The sequence below is a fragment of the Ekhidna algicida genome (genome assembly GCF_051379705.1).
Taxonomy (GTDB): domain Bacteria; phylum Bacteroidota; class Bacteroidia; order Cytophagales; family Cyclobacteriaceae; genus Ekhidna.
The window spans coordinates 2,133,612-2,154,315 of sequence record NZ_CP179868.1; the positions used below are offsets into that span (position 1 = coordinate 2,133,612).

At 40.4% G+C, this 20,704-nt stretch carries 21 protein-coding genes; 11 read left to right on the plus strand and 10 right to left on the minus strand.

Annotated features, from left to right (window positions below; all coding sequences use genetic code 11):
- Positions 1–7 precede the first annotated feature (7 nt).
- The 3 genes from ACL8WY_RS09200 to ACL8WY_RS09210 all read left to right on the plus strand — a co-directional run bounded on the left by ACL8WY_RS09200 (position 8) and on the right by ACL8WY_RS09210 (position 4,928).
- Entirely contained in the window at positions 8–883 is an 876-nt protein-coding gene (locus ACL8WY_RS09200; RefSeq protein ID WP_436514412.1) for a bestrophin family protein, read from the plus strand.
- Between the two features lie 37 nt (positions 884–920).
- A complete protein-coding gene (locus tag ACL8WY_RS09205; protein ID WP_436514413.1) occupies positions 921–1,817 on the plus strand; it encodes a hypothetical protein in 897 nt (298 codons plus the stop codon).
- A 120-nt stretch (positions 1,818–1,937) separates the two neighbouring features.
- Positions 1,938–4,928: an ATP-binding cassette domain-containing protein gene (locus ACL8WY_RS09210; protein WP_436514414.1), complete on the plus strand. Its 2,991-nt coding sequence runs from the start codon at positions 1,938–1,940 to the stop codon at positions 4,926–4,928.
- Here ACL8WY_RS09210 and lipA read toward each other — a convergent pair.
- The 7 genes from lipA to ACL8WY_RS09245 all read right to left on the minus strand — a co-directional run bounded on the left by lipA (position 4,925) and on the right by ACL8WY_RS09245 (position 11,184).
- Entirely contained in the window at positions 4,925–5,806 is an 882-nt protein-coding gene (gene lipA, locus ACL8WY_RS09215) for a lipoyl synthase (RefSeq protein ID WP_436514415.1), read from the minus strand. The two genes, ACL8WY_RS09210 and lipA, sit on opposite strands and share 4 nt — an antisense overlap.
- 54 nt (positions 5,807–5,860) lie before the next feature.
- Positions 5,861–6,568 (minus strand): hypothetical protein, encoded by a 708-nt coding sequence (locus ACL8WY_RS09220; RefSeq protein WP_436514416.1) that lies wholly within the window; start codon positions 6,566–6,568, stop codon positions 5,861–5,863.
- 39 nt (positions 6,569–6,607) lie between these two features.
- Entirely contained in the window at positions 6,608–6,982 is a 375-nt protein-coding gene (gene ytxJ, locus ACL8WY_RS09225; protein ID WP_436514417.1) for a bacillithiol system redox-active protein YtxJ, read from the minus strand.
- Between the two features lie 14 nt (positions 6,983–6,996).
- Complete coding sequence (locus ACL8WY_RS09230) at positions 6,997–8,256, minus strand: hypothetical protein (protein WP_436514418.1); 1,260 nt, start codon at positions 8,254–8,256, stop codon at positions 6,997–6,999.
- 160 nt (positions 8,257–8,416) lie between these two features.
- On the minus strand, positions 8,417–9,967 hold the full coding sequence (locus tag ACL8WY_RS09235; RefSeq protein ID WP_436514419.1) for an Rne/Rng family ribonuclease: 1,551 nt from the start codon (positions 9,965–9,967) through the stop codon (positions 8,417–8,419).
- Positions 9,968–10,111: 144 nt separating this feature from the next.
- The gene (locus tag ACL8WY_RS09240) at positions 10,112–10,897 is read right to left on the minus strand and encodes a tetratricopeptide repeat protein (protein ID WP_436514420.1); all 786 of its coding nucleotides are present in this window, start codon (positions 10,895–10,897) and stop codon (positions 10,112–10,114) included.
- A complete protein-coding gene (locus ACL8WY_RS09245; protein ID WP_436514421.1) occupies positions 10,894–11,184 on the minus strand; it encodes an HU family DNA-binding protein in 291 nt (96 codons plus the stop codon). Before ACL8WY_RS09245 ends, ACL8WY_RS09240 begins: the two co-directional genes overlap by 4 nt.
- A gap of 122 nt (positions 11,185–11,306) precedes the next feature.
- Here ACL8WY_RS09245 and mutY point away from each other — a divergent pair, with 122 nt between their 5' ends.
- The 8 genes from mutY to ACL8WY_RS09285 all read left to right on the plus strand — a co-directional run bounded on the left by mutY (position 11,307) and on the right by ACL8WY_RS09285 (position 18,035).
- Positions 11,307–12,335, plus strand: a complete 1,029-nt coding sequence (gene mutY, locus ACL8WY_RS09250; RefSeq protein ID WP_436518051.1) for an A/G-specific adenine glycosylase — start codon at positions 11,307–11,309, stop codon at positions 12,333–12,335.
- A gap of 7 nt (positions 12,336–12,342) precedes the next feature.
- The gene (locus tag ACL8WY_RS09255; RefSeq protein WP_436514422.1) at positions 12,343–12,792 is read left to right on the plus strand and encodes a single-stranded DNA-binding protein; all 450 of its coding nucleotides are present in this window, start codon (positions 12,343–12,345) and stop codon (positions 12,790–12,792) included.
- Positions 12,793–12,854: 62 nt separating this feature from the next.
- Positions 12,855–14,171, plus strand: a complete 1,317-nt coding sequence (gldE, locus tag ACL8WY_RS09260; protein ID WP_436518052.1) for a gliding motility-associated protein GldE — start codon at positions 12,855–12,857, stop codon at positions 14,169–14,171.
- A 9-nt stretch (positions 14,172–14,180) separates the two neighbouring features.
- Complete coding sequence (gene gldD, locus ACL8WY_RS09265) at positions 14,181–14,747, plus strand: gliding motility lipoprotein GldD (RefSeq protein ID WP_436514423.1); 567 nt, start codon at positions 14,181–14,183, stop codon at positions 14,745–14,747.
- 60 nt (positions 14,748–14,807) lie between these two features.
- Complete coding sequence (recG, locus tag ACL8WY_RS09270) at positions 14,808–16,901, plus strand: ATP-dependent DNA helicase RecG (protein WP_436514424.1); 2,094 nt, start codon at positions 14,808–14,810, stop codon at positions 16,899–16,901.
- A gap of 64 nt (positions 16,902–16,965) precedes the next feature.
- Positions 16,966–17,388, plus strand: a complete 423-nt coding sequence (locus tag ACL8WY_RS09275) for a hypothetical protein (protein WP_436514425.1) — start codon at positions 16,966–16,968, stop codon at positions 17,386–17,388.
- Complete coding sequence (locus ACL8WY_RS09280; RefSeq protein ID WP_436514426.1) at positions 17,385–17,693, plus strand: hypothetical protein; 309 nt, start codon at positions 17,385–17,387, stop codon at positions 17,691–17,693. The genes ACL8WY_RS09275 and ACL8WY_RS09280 overlap by 4 nt, the downstream gene beginning before the upstream one ends.
- 93 nt (positions 17,694–17,786) lie before the next feature.
- Entirely contained in the window at positions 17,787–18,035 is a 249-nt protein-coding gene (locus ACL8WY_RS09285) for a hypothetical protein (RefSeq protein WP_436514427.1), read from the plus strand.
- Positions 18,036–18,193: 158 nt separating this feature from the next.
- Here the strand turns inward: ACL8WY_RS09285 and purH are convergent, their stop codons facing one another.
- The 3 genes from purH to ACL8WY_RS09300 are packed head-to-tail and all read right to left on the minus strand — an operon-like array spanning position 18,194 to position 20,700.
- Positions 18,194–19,717, minus strand: coding sequence for a bifunctional phosphoribosylaminoimidazolecarboxamide formyltransferase/IMP cyclohydrolase (gene purH, locus ACL8WY_RS09290; protein WP_436514429.1), 1,524 nt, complete (start codon positions 19,715–19,717; stop codon positions 18,194–18,196).
- Positions 19,718–19,772: 55 nt separating this feature from the next.
- Positions 19,773–20,345 carry a phosphoribosylglycinamide formyltransferase gene (purN, locus tag ACL8WY_RS09295; RefSeq protein WP_436514430.1) on the minus strand — a complete coding sequence of 191 codons (573 nt, stop codon included), beginning with the start codon at positions 20,343–20,345 and terminating at the stop codon, positions 19,773–19,775.
- A 13-nt stretch (positions 20,346–20,358) separates the two neighbouring features.
- Entirely contained in the window at positions 20,359–20,700 is a 342-nt protein-coding gene (locus ACL8WY_RS09300) for a YraN family protein (RefSeq protein WP_436514431.1), read from the minus strand.
- Positions 20,701–20,704: the final 4 nt, after the last annotated feature.

Below are 20,704 nucleotides of genomic sequence, written 5' to 3' on the forward strand. Positions count from 1 at the left end.
CCCTTCCATGATCCAATACAATCCAAAATCTTGGTTTTCGCTAATCTTTGATGTTTACAGTAGGTATGTCATTAGGGCACTATTTCCTTTAATTCTGTTTGCCGGGGTTCTTACTTCGGTATTGTGTTTTCTATTCATTGATATTCTCCAGATTGTTATTGTTGACACTAAAGCCTTTCACTCTATTTTAGGGGTTATCCTTGGTTTATTTCTAGTGCTCAGAACCAATACAGCCTATGACCGATGGTGGGAAGGACGTAAACTATGGGGCCAGCTGGTAAATGACTGTCGTCAGATGGCAATAAAAATCTGTGTTTTTTTACCAGAGGATGCCAAAGAGGACAGACTCTTTTTCAAAAAGATGATTCCAAACGTCACTTTCGCAATGAAGCACCACCTGAGAAGTAGCATCCTTGTAGGTGAAATGGACTTCTTTGATGAAGCAAGTAAGAAGCGAATCATTGAGAGTAATCACCGACCAAACATTATTAATAAATTAATTATGGAACGAGTAATGGATCTCCACAAAAGAGGAATCATTACTTCAGATAAGCTATTTATTATAGATAAGGAGATAAAGGGGTTTACCGATATCATTGGAGCTTGTGAACGAATTAAGTCTACCCCAATACCCTATTCTTATAGTATGTTCATCAAGAAGTTCCTTTTCATCTATTGTATCACCTTGCCAATGACCTTCATCGGAGAGTTTGGATATTGGTCTATTATATTAGTGGTGGTAGCATTCTACTTTTTGATGAGTGTAGAACTTATTTCAGAAGAAATTGAAGACCCTTTTGGCCGGGACATCAATGACCTGCCATTAGACGAACTATGTGTGAAAATCAAAAAGAACATCATAGAAATTTTCAACAATAACTAACTTGACAATTCAAAATTGCTATTAACATATTCTAATTATGAAATTCAATCAACTTAAACTAGTCTCTCTTGCTCTTTCAGCGGCTGTGCTTGTATCTTCATGCGGTGGTGGAAGTCAGGAGAAATCTTCAGATGCTTCCTCAGAGTTTGATGCAGCAAAAGAGCAGGTAGCAGCAGATGTTTCTAAAGTACTAAAAGACTTACCACCGCCATCCGAGGTTCCATACCTTCTAATGAGCGCAGGAGCAGAATTTGATCCAAACATTATCAATTCCCTTGATAAAATGGAATCCTATCAAACAAGTGAATCAAAAGCAGCTCTAAATTTGGGAGTTTATGCCACTGACATTGGATACCTCACATCATACGAAAAGTCTGAACTTGCCCTTGACTACATGGGAGAATGCCAGAAGTTAGCGGCTCCAGTAGGTGTTTCAGGTGCGATTGACTATGGGATGATCGCCCGATTTGAAGCCAATATGGAAAACAGAGATTCGCTTTCAAACATTATCAATGAGGTGATGCAAAAATCTGGTGAGCGACTGAGTGAGCTTGACGAGCTCAACAGTGCCGCATTACTTTTGGCTGGCAGCTGGATTGAAGGCGTGTACATCTCTTCAACCATTGTAAATACCTATCCAGACGATCTTCCTGAGGAGTCAAGAACATTGATCCTGGAGCCTCTTGTAAAAATTGTGATCGATCAAAAAGTTTCGCTCAATGATCTGATGCAGGTAATGAATGATGTGCCTGAGTCAGATGAGGTAAATAGTATGATCGCAGAACTACAAAAAGTAAAGGCAATCTATGACGGTGAGCTTGCTGAAGTAGAACAACAAATAGCAGATAATACCGGAGGGTTTGTCTTGACGCCAAGTACATTGGATAACCTATCAGCAGAAGTATCTAGAATACGAGCTTCAATAATTGAGTAAATTTTAAAATCTCAAACCTAACCTAGCCGTCATTGCCAAGCTCTGACGGCTTTTTTTATTTACAGGTCATGCGAATGTCCTAACTTTAGCCATCTAACCTAATCTAACCACTGATTCCACATGAGTGAAGAATTGCTTAAAGCTATCATACGACTACTTGTCATCGTTGCAAAAGAGGAAGGAAAAGTTGATGAAAGTGAGAAAGAAAGTGTGCGAGAATTCCTATACGAGAACGTAAGTCGAGATGATACTAAGCACTACCTCAAGATCCTGGACGAATACGTCAAAGAAATTGACACCAAAGACGATTACAGTCAAATTGACAATATCACCACCAACATCAACAACGAACTGACCCAACCACAAAAGCTTGTGGTGATGGTCAAGCTCATGGAGTTGATTATAGCTGATGAGAAAATTACCGAACGTGAATCTGACCTATTATATCGGATAGGAAAAAACTTCAAATTTGAGGATGAGGTTGTAGATGCAATCAAACATTTTGTGGTCAATAAGGATCCGAATGAGTACTCTGAAATATATTCTGTAGTTGTTTCAGGAGCGGAAGAGCCAGAGCGGCCAAGACAAATTTTTCATGATCAACTAAAAGGCCACCTTTCGTTCTTCAAGCTGCCAAAGATTGATACCTGTTTCTTTAAATACTACGGTGGTGACATTGTCAGCCTGAATGGTTTGATGATCTCACCAAATAAGATCAAAGTCTTTTCTACCGGTAGCTCTATCAAGGGTAAACGAACGGAGCGTCTATACTATAGTGATGTAGTAGGTATTTTGAGAGATGATATTACCGAGAGTAACGTTTCTTTTGTTGCAGAGAATATTTCCTACAAATTCGACAATGGAAACATTGGCTTAGTAGATATTAATGTTGCTGAGTCTACTGGGAGACTAGTAGCGATCATGGGAGGAAGCGGAGCTGGAAAATCAACACTCTTCAATGTACTGAACGGAACAGCAAATCCGTATCAAGGGTCCGTCCGGATAAACGGCATTGATATCTATCAAAACGCCAAGGAGGTAGAAGGAATAATCGGCAATGTTCCACAGGATGATTTACTCATCGAGGACCTTACCGTATATCAAAACCTTTATTATGCCGCCAAGCTTTGTTTTGATAAAACTGAAAAATCAGAGTTAAACGAGCTTGTTAATCGTACGTTGGAATCTTTAGGATTGACCGAAGCTAAAGACCTAAAGGTGGGCAATCCGCTACAAAAAACAATCAGTGGTGGTCAGCGAAAGCGCCTAAATATAGGTCTAGAGTTGTTACGGGAGCCATCCGTACTTTTTGTAGATGAACCCACAAGTGGACTCTCCTCCAGGGATTCTGAAAACATCATGGATTTGCTCAAGGAACTCTCCTTGCGAGGTAAGATGGTCTTTGTGGTAATTCATCAACCATCATCTGAGATTTTCAAGATGTTTGATAAGCTTCTTATCCTTGATACAGGTGGCCATCAAATCTATTATGGCAATCCGGTGAAGGCCGTGACCTATTTCAAAAATATGGTGGAAATGATCGACAAAGATCAGAGCGCATGTATTGAATGTGGAAATGTGAACCCAGAGCAAATCTTCAATATCATTGAGATGAAAGTGGTGGATGAGTATGGTAGATTCACAAACAAAAGAAAATATTCACCAGATCAATGGCACGAACAATTTGTAAATAACATTGAAATTGAGAAGGTAGAAGAAGACACTACCAAGCCGGAAAAATCTCTCGACCTTCCCAACAAGCTCAAACAAGCCAAGATCTTTTTGCAGCGAGATGTTCTTGCCAAGATCAGCAATCGCCAGTATGTCTTAATTAATATTCTGGAAGCTCCTGCACTTGCCTTACTATTGGCACTTATTACAAAATATTCCCCTGATGGGGCAGGATATACATTCTACAAGAATGAAAACATTCCTGTATTCTTTTTTATGAGCATTATTGTGGCCTTGTTTATGGGCCTTACCGTAAGTGCTGAAGAGATCATAAAGGACAGAAAAATTCTCAAGCGAGAAGCGTTCTTACACCTCAGCAAGTTGAGTTATCTCTCATCAAAGACTCTAATATTGTTCTGCCTGTCTGCCGTTCAAACCCTTCTGTTCGTTATTGTTGGCTCACTGATTTTAGACATCCAGGGGATGACCATATGGTATTGGATAATCTTATTTTCCGTTTCATGTTTTGCCAATATATTAGGTTTAAACATCTCTGCCGGCTTTAATTCGGTAATTACTGTCTATATACTTATCCCTCTGCTTATTATTCCACAACTAATTCTAAGTGGAGTGGTCGTCGACTTTGATAAGCTTAATTCTTCTTTCGCAAATCAGGAAAAAGTACCCTTTATTGGAGAAATGATGGCTTCACGCTGGGCGTATGAAGCACTCGCGGTTACTCAATTTAGAGACAATCCTTCCAACAAAGACCTATATCCATTAGATCGAGAAGTTGGTATTAATACCTACAAGTCAGTTTATTATGCCAAATACCTCCAGGAACATTTAGATTATTGTTATGAAAACAAGGATTTCAAAGGAAGAGATGCACATTTAGATCTTATTAGAACTGAGGTAAAGAAACAGCTTAGCATATTTGGTGAAGACAAACTTACAGTCGCTGATCAACTAACCAATGACAGCCTAACCGATAAGGTATATCAAGAGACTGCTGATTTTCTATCGGCTATACGTTCCGTCTATAATTCGAGAAGGAAGAAAGCTAAAGATGAGCTAGATGCCAGGATAGCGGAGAGAACGAAAACTCCCGAGTTAGAGGATGAATATATAAAATTTAGAAATCGATATGAAAATGAGCGCATCAGTATCATGCTAAAGAATATCTCTACAAAAAGGAGAATTGTAACATCAGGAGATGAGCTTGTGCAGAAGATATATCCCATCTATGCGAAGAATGAATTTCCTGACGGTCCGCTAGATTTCAGAACCAACTTCTACTATCCGGAAAAGCACTTTGCAGGAATGTATATGGATACGAAGGTTTTCAATCTGATCATCATTTGGCTCATGACATTGGTGTTGTTCATTGCCGTGTATTACGACTGGCTCAGGAGAATAATTCGGAGCGGGAAATTTTAAATAGGCACGTTCACATGTCGCTCTGCATGGTAAGAAGAGCGTACTAATGGTCCAGACTCTACATATTTAAGTCCTCGCTTCAAGCCTTCTTCGCGGAAATGGTCAAACTTATCCGGATGAACAAATTCTGCAACTTCGATGTGTCTTTTAGTCGGTTGCAGATATTGGCCTAAAGTCAAAATATGTAATCCGTGCTCTACCAAATCATCCATTGCCTTGTAAACCTCTTCATCGGTTTCACCCAGACCTAACATGATTCCAGACTTGGTTCGTTTACCTGCCTCATAGGTCAGCTTTATTTGCTCAAGGCTTCTGTTGTATTTCGCTTGCGGTCGCACTCTTCGGTATAAACCCTCCACAGTTTCCATGTTATGAGAAACTACCTCTTGCCCACCTTCAATCATTCGATAAAGCGCGTCCCAGTTTCCTTTTACATCAGGAATTAATGTCTCAATGGTAGTTTCAGGTGAGGATTTCTTGGTTTCAATTACTGTCTGATACCAGATCTCAGCTCCTCGATCTTTCAGCTCATCTCTATTCACAGAGGTAAGCACAGCATGCTTTACACCCATGAGTTTGATCGCCTCAGCAACTCGTTTGGGTTCTTCGATATCATATTCTGGAGGTCGGCCTGTAGCTACAGCACAGAAAGTACAGCTTCGTGTACATACATTTCCAAGAATCATGAATGTAGCTGTTCCCTCGCCCCAACATTCACCCATATTGGGACAATTGCCACTTTCACAAATGGTATGGAGCTTATGCTGATCGACCAGCTTCCTTACCTTGGCATAGTTTTCACCTACAGGAAGTTTAACTCTTAGCCAATTTGGTTTCTTCTTTCGCTCAGGCTTATCAACAACTGGTAAATCTATCATACGCTTCGATTCAGATATATGTGCAAATCTAACTCAGTAAGGAGAGATTCCCGATTATTTTCGAGATCCCCAAAACAGTGTGAAGAAAACAGAAGAAAAAACAGATTTGTTCGGTTGCGTAGGCACAAGTATAATTTCCTTGCTATAGGCTTCTAGCATCACGCCAACCTCAACACCTGCAACATTCCGTCTGTAGGTACCAAATTCAAATAAAACTGATCCTTTGGTGTGAAATCCCAGCGTAAAATCTGAATCTCCTAAACCCTGAAACAGCTTTCCTGGCCCAGCAATATTCTGTGGAGAAGGAAAGTTCACAACGGTGAAGGGTTCGTATTGTTGATCTGCCCCTAGAACATAGTAAGGAGTAACCAAACCGAATGTCGGCCCACCAGCGGCAGCCAAGCTTATTTGGACACCCTGCTGGGTTGCCTTTTTATACATTAGTTTTTCCAGCCCATAGTTGGTTCGGATTGCATAGAGATAATTGGATTTACCATAAATAAAACCGGCACCACTTAAGCCAATATACCTTGATTCACTCGGGTGCTTCACGTTGGAGAGCTCTAATCCAAATGTATGATAGACATCATCGCCCTTCTTGCGGCTATGGCGCAAAACCAGACCTCCGATCAAACCTCCATTTGTGTTCTTATTGATGCCCCAAATCCACTCGGAAGTATATTCAAATTCATCACCTTCGAACAGCTGTGCTGATGCGAGAGCAGGAAGAATTAATAATATGAGTAATTGGAGCTTTTTCATGTCTGCTATTCCATAACAAAAATAATGCGCGAGTCCCTATTATTTTTTTGACTCAGTGTTCAGTTGATCGTAACTCACTCCCATATGAGAGGCGTCAAATATGGCTTTCCCATTTTTGATAAGAATGGCTTGAGGAGATTCATGCCTAATGCCATATCTAGTAGCAACTTCATTCGAAAGATCGCGATAGGTGATCAAATCCAAAAAGAACGGTTCAAATGATGCATTATCATCATAAGATCTCTCAAAACGATTTAGGACCATTGAGCTGATTGAGCATCGGGTGCTATGCTTAAATAGTAAAATCGTTTTTTCCTCAGATACTTTATCAATTTCATCAAGCTGAGATGCCGATATTAAATGATTCCAGGGTAAGGTTATTCTTTCTTTTGATGTAAATAAGTTGCCTAGCATATAGTCGCCAATAATCAATTATTCCAAATTACACGTTCTTTCTTATCAAACTTCGGTTCTTTCACTCGCTCATTAACACCATTTGGGTTTTGCTTGTTCCCGTTCATTCTCGTCCAGAAGATATTCCACTTTCTTAACATTTTTCGAACCTTAGGACTGCTAAACTTCATAGCCATGCGATAATTGCTGCTTGGGTGCTGGTCTCCGATTCGTCGGAATTTAACTTTCATATCACCCCTCCATAATGACGACTCCTGATACAATCGTGCCATACCCCATTCTTTTGAATTTCCGAAAAAGCGAATGCGACTTCCCGTGTATCTTGGCCTTACTTTGAAATCTACCCCTCTAAATGGTGATCCTGCCGAATAGCGTGGTTTTACATTGTAGTCTTTTCCTCTAAATGGCATCCCTTGAGAATACCTTGGAGTAACCTTATAGTCCTTACCTCGAAACGGCATCCCTTGTGAGTATCTTGGCGTTATTTTATAGTCTTTTCCACGAAAAGGCATTCCTTGAGAATACCTCGGGGTAATCTTGTAATCGTTACTTCTGAATGGCATCCCTTGTGAGTAGCGTGGAGTGATCCGATAGTCTTTGCCTTTAAATGGAGATCCTTGCGAATACCGAATATTTATCTTGTAGTCCTTGCCACGAAACGGGTTGGTCTGAGAATATCTTGGAGTCACTTTATAGTCACTTCCTCTAAACGGACTTCCCTGAGAGTTTCTAATGTCTATTTTGTAATCGCTGCCCCGAAATGGATTGGATGGAGAGTATCGTGGTGTCACTTTGTAATCGCTGCCTCTGAATGGGTTACCCCCAGAATACCGTGGAGAAGCTTTGTATTTGCTCCCTCTGAACGGGTTCCCAAAAGAGTAACGCGGAGTTACTTTATAGTCACTTCCTCTAAATGGATTGCCTCCCGAATATCTTGGAGAATATTTTCTGGTCTTGAAGCTCGCAATCCCGCTTGAAGATCTGGGCCTAACAGAATATCGTTTCTGCCGTTCACGAACAGGTGAATATCGAGGAGAAGCTGATCTTCCCGATAACCTGAATGGTGAAGATGCGCTTGAGTAACGAGGAGAGCTCCGTTTGCCGCTTGGAATGCCAGTACTTTTTCCCGGCTTCTTTTTGTTTCGGAAAAATAGAAACCCTTTCCGCTCGACCTTCTTTGTCTTTAGCCGACTATCATTATCCTCAAGCAATTGAGCATCGGCAGAAAAGACTGCCGCTCCAATTAAAATTGATATGATTAGAAATCGTTTCATTCGCTGAAGGCTTCCAAAGGTTAGTAATTTACGTGATAAACCCAACGCATCGCTCAATTCGATGCCTTTCCTAACCTCGGCTGATACAAAAGAAAACGCCCAATTCACTTAAACATTTCTTAAGCAATTGGGCGTTTCAGTATTATTTTAGTTGATAGCGTTATATCTTAATTGGTTCTCCCTGTGAATTGAGTACCTCAAATTCGGTGAGTGCCTTGGAGCTATCTTCAACCATATTGACCCAACGGAAATACTTGAAAAACCATTTTACTCTTCTTGAAAATGTTCCCGCTGTAAAATAAGTATACAGATATGGGTGCAATGCTACCGTAATCTTCTTCTCATTTTGTGATTCGAAGAAGTACTTAATTGTATTTTCCACTTGATCTGCTACTTGTATCGATGCTGATATTTTGCCAGTTCCACTACATGTTGGACAAACTTCCTTAGTAGTAATGGACAACTCGGGTCTTACTCTCTGCCGGGTGATTTCCATCAGACCAAACTTCGATAATGGCAGGATCGTATGTTTTGAACGATCGTCTTTCATGGCCTCTTTCATCTTCGCATAGAGCTTTTTCTTGTTCTCTATCTTCCGCATATCGATGAAATCGATCACAATAATTCCGCCCATGTCTCTAAGTCTAAGCTGTCGAGCGATTTCCTCTGCAGCATCCAGATTTACCTTCAGCGCAGTGTCCTCCTGATTGTCCTCCTTGTTCGATTTATTTCCGCTATTCACATCAATCACATGAAGAGCTTCAGTATGATCAATGATCAAATAGCCTCCATTAAGCATACTTACAGATTGCCCAAAGGAAGTCTTCATCTGCTTTTCTACCCCAGTAGCTTCGAAAATCTTTGCTTTGCCACTGTACTGTTTCAGAATTTTTTCCTTGTCCGGGGCAATCCCCTTGACAAAAGTTTTAATCTCCTGATATAGCTCCTTGTCATCAACCATGATGCTGTCGAAGCTTTCGTTAAGTACATCTCGCAGGATGGAATTGGCGCGATTCATTTCGCCAATAACCTTATCTCGAACTTTTGCTGTTTGCAGGGCTTTCATACCCTCATCCCAACGCTCTACTAGGTTACGTAAATCTGTATCTAGCTCTTTTACATCCTTGCCTGTAGCAACAGTTCGAATGATTACACCAAACCCTTCCGGTTTGATGGAGCTGATAAGTCTCTGCAGACGCTTACGTTCGTTTGCATCTGTGATTTTTTTTGATACGTTTACCGTATTCGAAAACGGCACCATCACCAGGTATCTACCTGCCAATGACAACTCGCATGAAAGTCGTGGACCTTTTGTAGAAATAGGTTCCTTTACTACCTGCACTAAAATCTTTTGCCCTTTGGTCAGGACTTGGCTCATTTTTCCAAGCTTATTAATATCCGGCTCTGTTTTAAAGCCTGCCAGTCTTGTACTGTTTAGCTTTTTTGCCAGTGTGAGCTTGGTGAACTTATTTAGTGATTGGACCTGTGGCCCTAAATCCAGATAGTGTAAAAAGGCATCTTTTTCATATCCTAAATCAATGAAGGCAGCGTTCAAACCCTGAACCACTTTCTTTACTGATCCTAGATAAATATCACCGACATTGAAGGTTTGACCTCCACCGTCCTGGTGAAATTCTACCAGCCTTTTATCCTTAAGTAAAGCAATACGACATCCATCGCGAGTTGAGTTAATGATTAGTTCATTACTCATAGCGATTTTTTAAAGGGTGCCTATTACTTCTTCTTATGTCTGTTTTTTCTAAGTCTCTTCTTTCTCTTGTGAGTAGAGATCTTATGTCTCTTTCTTTTTTTACCGCAAGGCATAATTTCTATTCTTTAAAGTTTTTAAAATGTTTTAAAGCCCTTTGAGATAATCATTGGCCATCATCTTTATGGCCGGAATGGAATCTCTTGTGGCTAAGATTTCCTCCAATAGCAGGCGTGCCTGCGATTGTTGATTTATTTCCATCATAGATACTGCCAGATAAAGCTTCGCTTCATGATCAGCAGGATTCAGTGATATCAAATTTTCAAAACGTTCTTTAGCTCTTTCAAACTGTCCGCTTTGGATTGCTAAAAGGCCAAGATTTAAAATGGCTTGCCTATTGGTTTCGTCCTGAATAAGGATTTCCCTAAGCATGGATATTCCAGCCATTGGGTTTTCAGAAACAACAAGCGTCATTGCCAATCTGTTTTTCAAAAAAAGGTTTGCTGGATCTTTATCCAACAACTGTTGCAAAACCACTCTGGCTTTTTCTGCATATTTCTTGGCTCTTTCAGGATCCGGAGATCTCTCATAAGCTGTGAAATATATATCTGCAGCTAATTCAGTGGGGACAATTTTCCACTTTTCAATATTCTCTGCAATGCTAGCTGCACTGTCTACCACCCCATAATCGAGGTAGCGTCTTGCCAAAGAGTGCGCAAAGTTAGCTTTTTTATCAATATTATCTTCCTCCTCAACCAATCTTCTCAAGTCATTGATCTGATTTTCAACTTCTTGAGGTATTTCCATTGAATGACTTTCCGTTTCTGTTACCTGTTGTAGTTGCTCATTTTCTACTACGCTTCTTGGCAGCTGAAACAAAATCACTACTAAAGCAACAGACCCAAGAAGGAGGATTAGTTGTGATCTAGTCACTTGATCCTATTGGATTTTTTTATTTTCTCTACGAAAATTTTGGATGGCTTGAACGATGGAATGAAATGTTCATCAATGACAATGGCTGTATTCTTCGAGATATTTCTGGCAATTTTTTTCGCTCGCTTCTTATTCACAAAGCTTCCGAATCCTCTTACATAAACATTCTCGCCATTCGCCATGTTGTTTTTTACAACAGAGAAGAATGCTTCTACAGAGGCTTGCACATCTGCCTTATCTATTCCGGTCTTATCCGATATTTCGTTTATCACATCAGCTTTTGTCACAACTGTCTGGTTTTTAGGTGGGTGTTAGAATTGGGTGGCCAAAATTAAATTTGCACCTTCACATAAAAAAAGGATTTCTAAATTATTAAGCCATCAAAGAGAAAACATTTGCCGAAAGGCTAATTAATTGGTATACAGGCAGAAAGCGCGACCTCCCCTGGCGAAAAACAAACGACCCATATCCGGTTTGGTTGTCGGAAATCATCCTCCAACAGACGCGAGTAGATCAGGGGCTTCCATATTGGGAACGATTCATGGAAACTTTCCCGTCTATTACGGACTTGGCAAATGCCCCAGAAGAAAAGGTGCTTAGGCTTTGGCAAGGACTCGGATACTATTCTCGTGCGCGAAACCTACATTTTACAGCAAAGTATGTGGATAAGGAACTTAACGGCCAATTTCCAACAACCTATTCAGAAATAATCAAGCTTAGAGGTGTTGGCCCATATACTGCTGCGGCAATCGCCTCCATTTGTTTTAATGAAGCTACTCCTGTGGTGGACGGAAATGTCTTTCGCTTCGCTTCAAGGTATTTTGGGATCGAGGATGATATTTCAAAAAGCGGGACTCGAAAAATTTTTGAAAAGGTGCTCAGAAATGAAATTCCAAATGAAAGCCCTGGTACTTTCAATCAGGCCATGATGGAGTACGGAGCAACTACTTGTTCACCAAGTCCAAAGTGTGGAGAGTGCAACTTTTCCACTCGCTGCTTTGCATTCGTAAATGATCTTCAAAAAAAACTTCCTTTAAAAACGGGGAAAACGAAAGTGAGCAACCGCTACTTCAATTACCTCGTTCTAAAATTTGAAGGTTCATTTTTCATGAAGGAACGAAAAGAAAAAGATGTTTGGAGTGGCCTCTATGATTTCTTTTTGATTGAAGGAGATTTTGATGATGATGATATACTTCTAAAAACCAGTCAAGAGTTAGAGGTCAAAGATCCAATCATAGAAGAAATCTCCGATCCATATTTACATATATTGAGCCACCAGAAAATCCATGCGAGCTTTTATACATTGGCCATTTCTAAGGAAGATTCGGAGATCGTTATTCAAAAGACAGCATTAAAACCATTTTCCGTTAAGGAAGTGCTAAATTTGCCGAAACCTAAATTGATCGTAAATTATCTTAATCGAATAGGTATCAAATAAACACACTATGTCTGGAGTAAATAAAGTAATCTTAGTAGGCCGCCTGGGAAAAGACCCAGAAGTTAGACACCTTGAAAATGGCGCAACGGTAGCCAATTTTTCATTAGCCACCTCTGAGACATACAAGGATAGACAAACTGGTGAGCGTAGAGAACAAACCGAATGGCACAACGTAGTGCTATGGAGAGGTTTGGCAGAAGTAGCTGAGAAATACGTAAAAAAAGGTGACATGATCTATGTGGAAGGAAAGCTTCGTACCCGCTCATGGGAAAAAGACGGGGTAACACGATATACCACTGAGGTCGTCGGCGATAACATGACTATGCTTGGAGGCGGTAGCAGTAGCGGCTCTTCACAAGGTCAGCAAGGAGGAGACTACTCGGGACAGCAGCCATCTCAAGCATCTGCGCCTGTGCAGGAGGCACAAAGCGATGCCACGGATGACCTCCCATTTTAAAACATAACTATTAGTACTTGGAAGCATCTTTGGACGATCCATTCCCCACGTTATTACTTAGCATGATGGCTGATATGCCATTTTCGTTTTACCTGATCAATGGTTTGGTGATTTTGATTTTATTATGCCTTTCAGGCTTGGTTTCAGGTTCTGAAGTTGCGTTTTTCTCATTTTCGCACAATCAAATAATGGACTTCAACAGATCGGCTGATGCGAAAGAAAAGCGAATCAGTTTTCTGCTACACAATCCCAAGAAGTTGTTAGCTACAATTCTGATTCTCAACAATCTGGTCAACATTTTCATTATTACCATCTCAACTTTCGCTACCTGGCAGCTAGTAGGAGAACAGGGAAAGCAAGGTGTGACCATCGTGATTCTGACTACCATAATCACCTTGCTGATTATCTTTTTTGGTGAGATCATTCCAAAAGTTTACGCCAATCATAATGGGACAGTGTTTGCAAAACTTACGTCTGGTCTATTGCTTCTTTCATATCGTATTTTCAAACCTATCTCCTGGTTCTTGATGAGCATGACAGGGTTGATTGAGCGACGAATGGAGAAAAAGGGATACAACCTTTCCGTTGAAGAAATTAATCAAGCACTAGAGATTTCTGTGGAAAAAGAACACGTAACAGAAGAAGAAAAAGGGATTCTGAAAGGAATTGTGAATTTTGGGACGCTCTCAGTGAAGCAAGTCATGAAGTCCCGAATGGACATCACCGCTATCGATCGAGAAACTGATTTTCATGAGTTGATGAATCAAATCAACAAAACGGGATACTCCCGAATTCCAATATTTTCTGAAACTGTAGATAAGGTAGAAGGCATACTGTATATCAAGGACCTAATTCCTCACATTGGAGAAGAAGAAGACTTTAAATGGCAGGAGCTTTTAAGACCTGCATTCTTTGTTCCTGAGAGTAAAAAGATTGACGATTTATTTAAAGATTTTCAGGAAAAGCAGGTTCACATTGCTGTGGTAATAGATGAGTATGGAGGCACCTCTGGCTTAATAACAATGGAAGATGTCATTGAAGAAATTGTCGGTGAGATCAACGATGAATTCGACGATGAGAGTGATGTTGCTTACAATAAGCTGGACAATCAAACTTTCATTTTCGAAGGAAAAACATCTTTAAATGATTTTTGTAAAATCACAAACTCAGATATTTCAATTTTTGATCAACTAAAAGGTGAGAGTGAGTCTCTTGGTGGGCTTTTGCTTGAAATAAACACAAAGCTTCCCAGCGCCGGGGAAAAAATCAGAGTTTCTCATTTTGTGTTTACTGTTGTTGCTGTTGATCAGCGACGCATAAAACGCATACGAGCATATATCAATAATGATAAGAGCAACGTTGCAGGGTTTGAAGATTAGTATGCAATTATGATGAAATACTTAACTGTTCTCCTGGCACTATTTTGTTTTGCATGTGGCAGCAACCACCTCCCTAAACCAAAAGGTTTTAATCGCATTAACCTTCCCCATGCTGCTTACCAAGCATTGCCTGACTCACTTCCTTACTCATTTGAATATTCTGTGCATGCGAGATTGCTTAAAGATTCCAGTTGGATTTCTGAGCGATATTGGATCAATCTCTTCTATCCTGAAATGGATGCAGCTATCCAGATAACATATAAGCCTGTAACCGACTCAATCATTCGGGAATACCTAAGTGATTCTTATCGGCTTACCTCCCAGCATAATGTAAAAGCATATGCAATAGAAGAAAGCATTATTGAATTACCCAATGGTATGTATGCCTCGTTTACGGAGCTTGAAGGAGAGGTGCCCACTCAAGCTCAATTTCATGTCTCTGACAGTGTGGATCACTTCCTGAGAGGTGCTCTATATTTTCGAACTGCCACCAAGAATGACTCTTTGGCACCTGTCATTTCATACCTTAAAAAGGACATCATTCATTTGCTTACAACTTTGGAGTGGAGGGATTAACAAAGTAGGACGAGGGTCGATTTGGCTCCCTTTTTTTGTGCTTCGGATTATCTTAGCCATATGCATCAATTCTTTGACCGATCCATCGAGTACCTAAAAGGTGTCGGACCACAGCGTGGCGAAACGCTCAACAAAGAATTGCAGATTTTCACTTTTGGTGACCTCCTCCAGCACTATCCTTTTCGACACGAAGATCGCAGCAAGTTTTATAAAGTGAGTGAACTTCAGCCAGACCTTCCATACGTTCAACTAATTGGTGAATTCAAGTCATTCAAAACAATTGGTGTGGGTAGAAAATCCCGTTTGGTTGGAATTTTTGCTGATGAAACAGGCACTATTGAAATGGTTTGGTTCAAAGGAGTTCAATGGATTCAAAAGAGCCTGACCATAGGCGTAAAGTATGTTGCCTTTGGAAAGGCTACACTCTTTAATGGGAAGTTCAACATCGCGCACCCTGAAATTGAAATACAAACCGAGAAAAACACGAAGGGAGGATATCTTCAACCTGTATACCACACCTCAGAGAAAATGAAAAAGAAGGGGCTTGACAGCAAGTTCATTTCCAAAATCATGAAAGTGCTCTTGGTAGAAGCCGTGAATCACATTCACGAAACCCTGCCTAAAAATCTTATCAATCAATTTAAACTGCTAGATAAAAAAACGGCAGTTGTATCCATGCACTTTCCTCGAAACAGTCAGTTGCTTATGCAAGCACAAAATCGGATGAAGTTCGAGGAACTCTTTTTCGTACAGCTCCGACTCATCAAATTGAAGATTGCCAGAACGGAAAAATACAGGGGTGTTATCATTAATAAAAGTGATCTGCTAAACACATTCTATGCCGAGCACATGCCTTTTGAGCTCACAGGAGCTCAGAAAAAAGTAGTTAAAGAAATCTATGCAGACTTTCGCTCGGGCCAGCAAATGAACCGATTGGTACAGGGTGATGTGGGAAGTGGAAAAACCATGGTTGCATTTCTCTCCATGCTTATCGCGATTGGGTCTGGGTTTCAATGCGCGTTTATGGCTCCCACAGAAATTCTCGCCGAGCAACATTTTAAAGGATTACAAGAACAAGCCAGGCCATTGGGAATACACATCGCAAGGCTCACTGGATCCACGCCAAAGTCAGAGCGAAAGCTTATCCATGAAGGCCTAATGTCAGGTGTTATCACTATCCTGGTAGGCACGCATGCTTTGCTCGAAGACAAAGTGAAATTTAAAAATCTAGGGCTAGCTGTGATCGATGAACAACACCGATTTGGCGTAGCACAGCGAGCCAAGCTGTGGACAAAAACCAAGGAAGTCTATCCACATGTACTGGTAATGACAGCCACACCCATCCCACGAACGCTGGCAATGACTCTATATGGTGACTTGGATATTTCTGTCATAGATGAGCTTCCCGCCGGTCGAAAACCTATAAAGACAAAACATTTCTTTGAATCCAAGCGACTGGAGATGTTTGGGTTCGTGGAAAAGGAAATTGAAAAAGGCAGGCAGGCATATATCGTCTATCCATTGATTGAAGAATCTGCAACGCTCGATTATAAAGACCTTATGGATGGATATGAAGGCATCCAGCGGCGATTTCCAAAGTATCAGATTTCGATCGTTCATGGTCGGATGAAATCTGAAGACAAAGAATGGGAGATGCAAAGGTTTGTCAAGGGCGAAACCAAAATTATGGTGGCCACCACAGTAATTGAAGTAGGAGTTAATGTTCCGAATGCTACAATTATGGTTATCGAGAATGCAGAGCGATTTGGCCTTTCTCAATTGCATCAGCTTCGTGGCAGAGTGGGCAGAGGTGGCGATCAATCACATTGCGTGTTGATGTCAGGAGTGAAGTTGAGCTCTGAAGGAAGAAAACGCTTGAAAACCATGGTTGATACCACAGACGGCTTCAAGATTGCTGAAGTAGATCTGGAGCTGAGAGGTCCTGGAGACTTAATGGGAACCAGACAAAGCGGAGCTTTGGACTTATTGGTTTCAGATTTGGTAAAAGATGGAGAGATCTTAAAGGTAGCAAGAATTGCCGCTCAAGAATTGTTGAAGAGCGATCCAGGTTTAGAAAAAACCGAACATCGAATGATTAAATCACATATTGATTCGTTTAGCAAGAATGCTGTTAATTGGGGGCGAATTAGTTAATTGGTCATTCGTTAATTAGGTGAGTTGTTGCCAGTTCACTGTTTAACTAATTAACTTAACACTAATGTCTAAAACAGAATACATCAAACTCCTTAAGAAGCAGATTTCCAAACTTGAAGAAGATACTTTTAACCTGGAAGCTTGGAAAACTAGCGCAATAACCGTTTTGCATCGCATCTTCGGAGAAAGCGACCCAAGAGCAAAACAGATTGATAACTTAAAGATCGATTACAGTAGCTGGGCTTTGCGTGATTCCAACTCGAACTACAAGCCTGTAGAAACTGCCAAGCTTAAAGGCAAGGAAGTCTTAAATACTGCGATCGATGAAATTGAAATCTTCGGAGCGCCAGAAAGCCATGCTATGGATGTATTAGGTCAGGATTTTGTAAAAAAATTACAAGAAATGTCTGAATCGCAACGTAAAAAGCATTTCAATGACATGAAGAAAAGTGAACTGGTGCAATTATTGATGAAGCTTATGGGATGAAGCGTTTACTTCTTTCTCTTACAATCATATTCATATTATCATCCTGTGCCGAACCTTCAGAGCTTGTCGGTTTATGGAAGCTTGAAGACGTCAGTGTTGATATGATCCCTCGAAAATCCACTCCCATCTTTCTGAAATTTGATCCGAGTGGTAGTTTTTCTGTTTCCAGAGCAATTGGTGATTTAATCGGACTTTATCAACTAAAGGAAAATGATCTTTACTTTTCAAGCAATGATAAAAAATGGTTCAATACAAACTGGAATGCGAATGTCTATCAAGGAATACTCGTTGCTAAAAGGACTTGAATACGGCTATAGAACAACCGAGCTTAAATTTGTTCCTGCTGAAAAACTGCCTCCATTTGTGAGTTCATTGAAGCTCTAACTGGGAAATGGGAGTTGTACAAGATTGTGGATAATCACAAAGAACAAGAAACTGATAACATGCAGTTCGTGATTTCTGATTACGAATATATCATTTCAAGAAATGATAGTTTAAATGAAAAAGGAAATGTCCTAGTGGACACCCGCCATCAGAAAATCAACTTTGAAAATAAAGAAACAAGCTGGAAAGTACGTTTTGTTTGGGATGAACTCCGCCTGGAGAATCAAGAACTCGCTCTTGAGTATCGTTTGAGAAGGTATTAAAAGTGTTTTGTAAAAAATTTACAAAATGTATTAGCATGAGTAAAAAAATACTTTAATGAAATGAAGACACGCTTGCGGTCTTGCTTAAAGTTGACTTCCTGAAGAAGATTTAGATTTTTGTAAAGAAGTAATTAGAGCATTATTGTTAATAAACTGAGCTAGTGCTTAAAGTGCCTGGTTCCTGTCATCACCATTGCCAGACCATTTTCATCGCAGTAGTCAATTGAAAGCTGATCTTTGATTGAGCCACCAGGTTGGATTACTGCAGTTATCCCCGCTTTATGCGCAATCTCTACACAATCCGGAAACGGAAAAAAAGCATCTGATGCCATCGCCGCACCATTGAGATCAAAACCAAACTTACTTGCCTTTTCAATTGCCTGATTCAATGCATCCACACGTGAGGTTTGTCCAACACCACTTGCCAACAACTGGCCATTTTTTGCCAGAACAATCGTATTTGATTTGGATTGCTTGCATACTTTAGATGCAAAGAGCAGATCCTCCACCTCATCAGCTGTTGGTTGCTTTTTGGTTTTCACTTCAAGGTCTGCTTTTGTCTCAGACTTCAAATCGTAATCCTGAACAATTGTGCCATTGAGCATGCTTTTATATTGGGTCTGCTGATGCCATGGTTTCTTCTGTACCAGAAGAATTCTGTTTTTCTTTCCCTTCAAAACTTCTAATGCCTCATCACTAAACGATGGAGCAATCAGGATTTCAAAAAACAGGCTGTTCATTTCGTCAGCAGTATCCTTGTCAACCTCTTTGTTACAAACCAGCACACCACCGAAAGCAGAAACTGTATCTGCTGCAAATGCACGCTGATAAGCTTCTTTTGCAGTTGAGCCAGTAGCAATACCACACGCATTGTTGTGTTTCAAGATTCCAAAAGCTGTTTCATCAAATTCAGCAATTAGCTGAACAGCAGCTTCAATGTCTACCAGATTGTTATAAGAAATCTCTTTGCCATGCAGCTGATCAAAATATTCAGATAGGTCTCCATAAAAAGTGCCTCTTTGGTGCGGATTCTCTCCATACCTCAATGTTCTCGCTGGTGAAGCGCTCACTCGGAATGCCGGAACTTGATCTTTTTCATTCATCCAATTGAAAATGGCTGAATCATAATGGCTCGATGTTGCAAATGCTTTGGCGGCAAAAAGTTTGCGTTCCTCCTCACTTGTCTCTCCATTCTGATTGTCCAGTATCTTTTGTAAATCAGAGTAGTATTCCATTGAGCTCACCATTACTACATCCTTGTAGTTTTTGGCTCCAGCACGAATCAGCGCTATTCCTCCAATGTCAATTTTTTCAATAACATCCTCCTCAGAGGCTCCACTAGCAACAGTCGCTTCGAATGGATACAAATCAACAATTACCAGATCTATTGGAGGTATTTCGAATTTTTTTGCTTCTGCCAAGTCAGACTCATTTTCCCGTCGGTGTAAAATCCCACCAAACACCTTTGGGTGAAGGGTCTTGACACGCCCTCCAAATATGGAAGGATAGTCTGTCAGGTTTTCAACCGGAACCACATCTACTCCCTCTTCACGGATAAACTTTTCTGTGCCTCCGGTAGAATAAATCGTAACGCCGAGTTTATCTAAACTGTGAACGATGGGACTAAGTCCTTCTTTGTGAAAAACTGAAATGAGGGCAGACTGAATCTTTTTCGTAGACATGCTAGATGGATGGTTTATTTCAAAGTTGGCAAAGGTACCAACGTCAAAGGTTTTATCAATTATGAGATTGGATATAGTCCTCGATTACTCTGGGGAAATGTTCATATTCTAAAGCGTGAATATTCTGAGCAAGTTCTTCAGGAGAATCGTTTGGATCCACCTTGCACTTGGCCTGAAAAAGGATTTTTCCCTTATCGTATTCTTCATTGACCAAATGAATGGTAATACCGGATTCCTTTTCCCCTGACGCCACGACCGCCTCATGAACTTTATTCCCATACATCCCTTTTCCCCCATATTTGGGCAAAAGCGCCGGGTGAATATTGATGATTCGATTTGGGAAAGCTTTTACCAGATATCCAGGAATTAGCCATAAGAAGCCCGCCAAAATGATATAGTCAATATTTTCAAGTTGTTTGATAAATGAGTCGTTCTGGAATTCTTCTTTATTGAAAGTGAATGACGGGATATCCAGCTTCTTCGCTCGTTCATGAACGAACGCATTTGCCTTATTAGAAAGAATCATTTTTACTTGAATGTGAGTATCTGCTTCAAAGTATTTAGCAATATTCTCAGCATTGCTTCCGCTTCCAGATGCCAGAATGGCTAGGTTTATTATTTTCTTCACTCCGCAAAACTAATTAGAACGCATCTTGAAAAACTTCGGTTTTCCCATTCCCATCAATGCAGACGATATCAAAGCGGACATCTTTCTTCCAATTGATGGCAAAAATGTAATGCTCCGCTGCCTCCTTTATTCGCTGCTGTTGAGATTCTGAAACAAATGTTTCTGGTTCACCAAAATCCCTTCTGCTTCGCCTTTTCACTTCAATGAAAATCAAAAGTCTTTCACTTTCCATGGCTATAAGGTCAATTTCTGCTCGCCCAAAACGATAATTTTCTTCTAAAACCTCACATCCGATATTTTCATAATGGCGTTTTGCTATTGCTTCACCTTCAATACCCTTAGTTTTGCGATCCATTAGG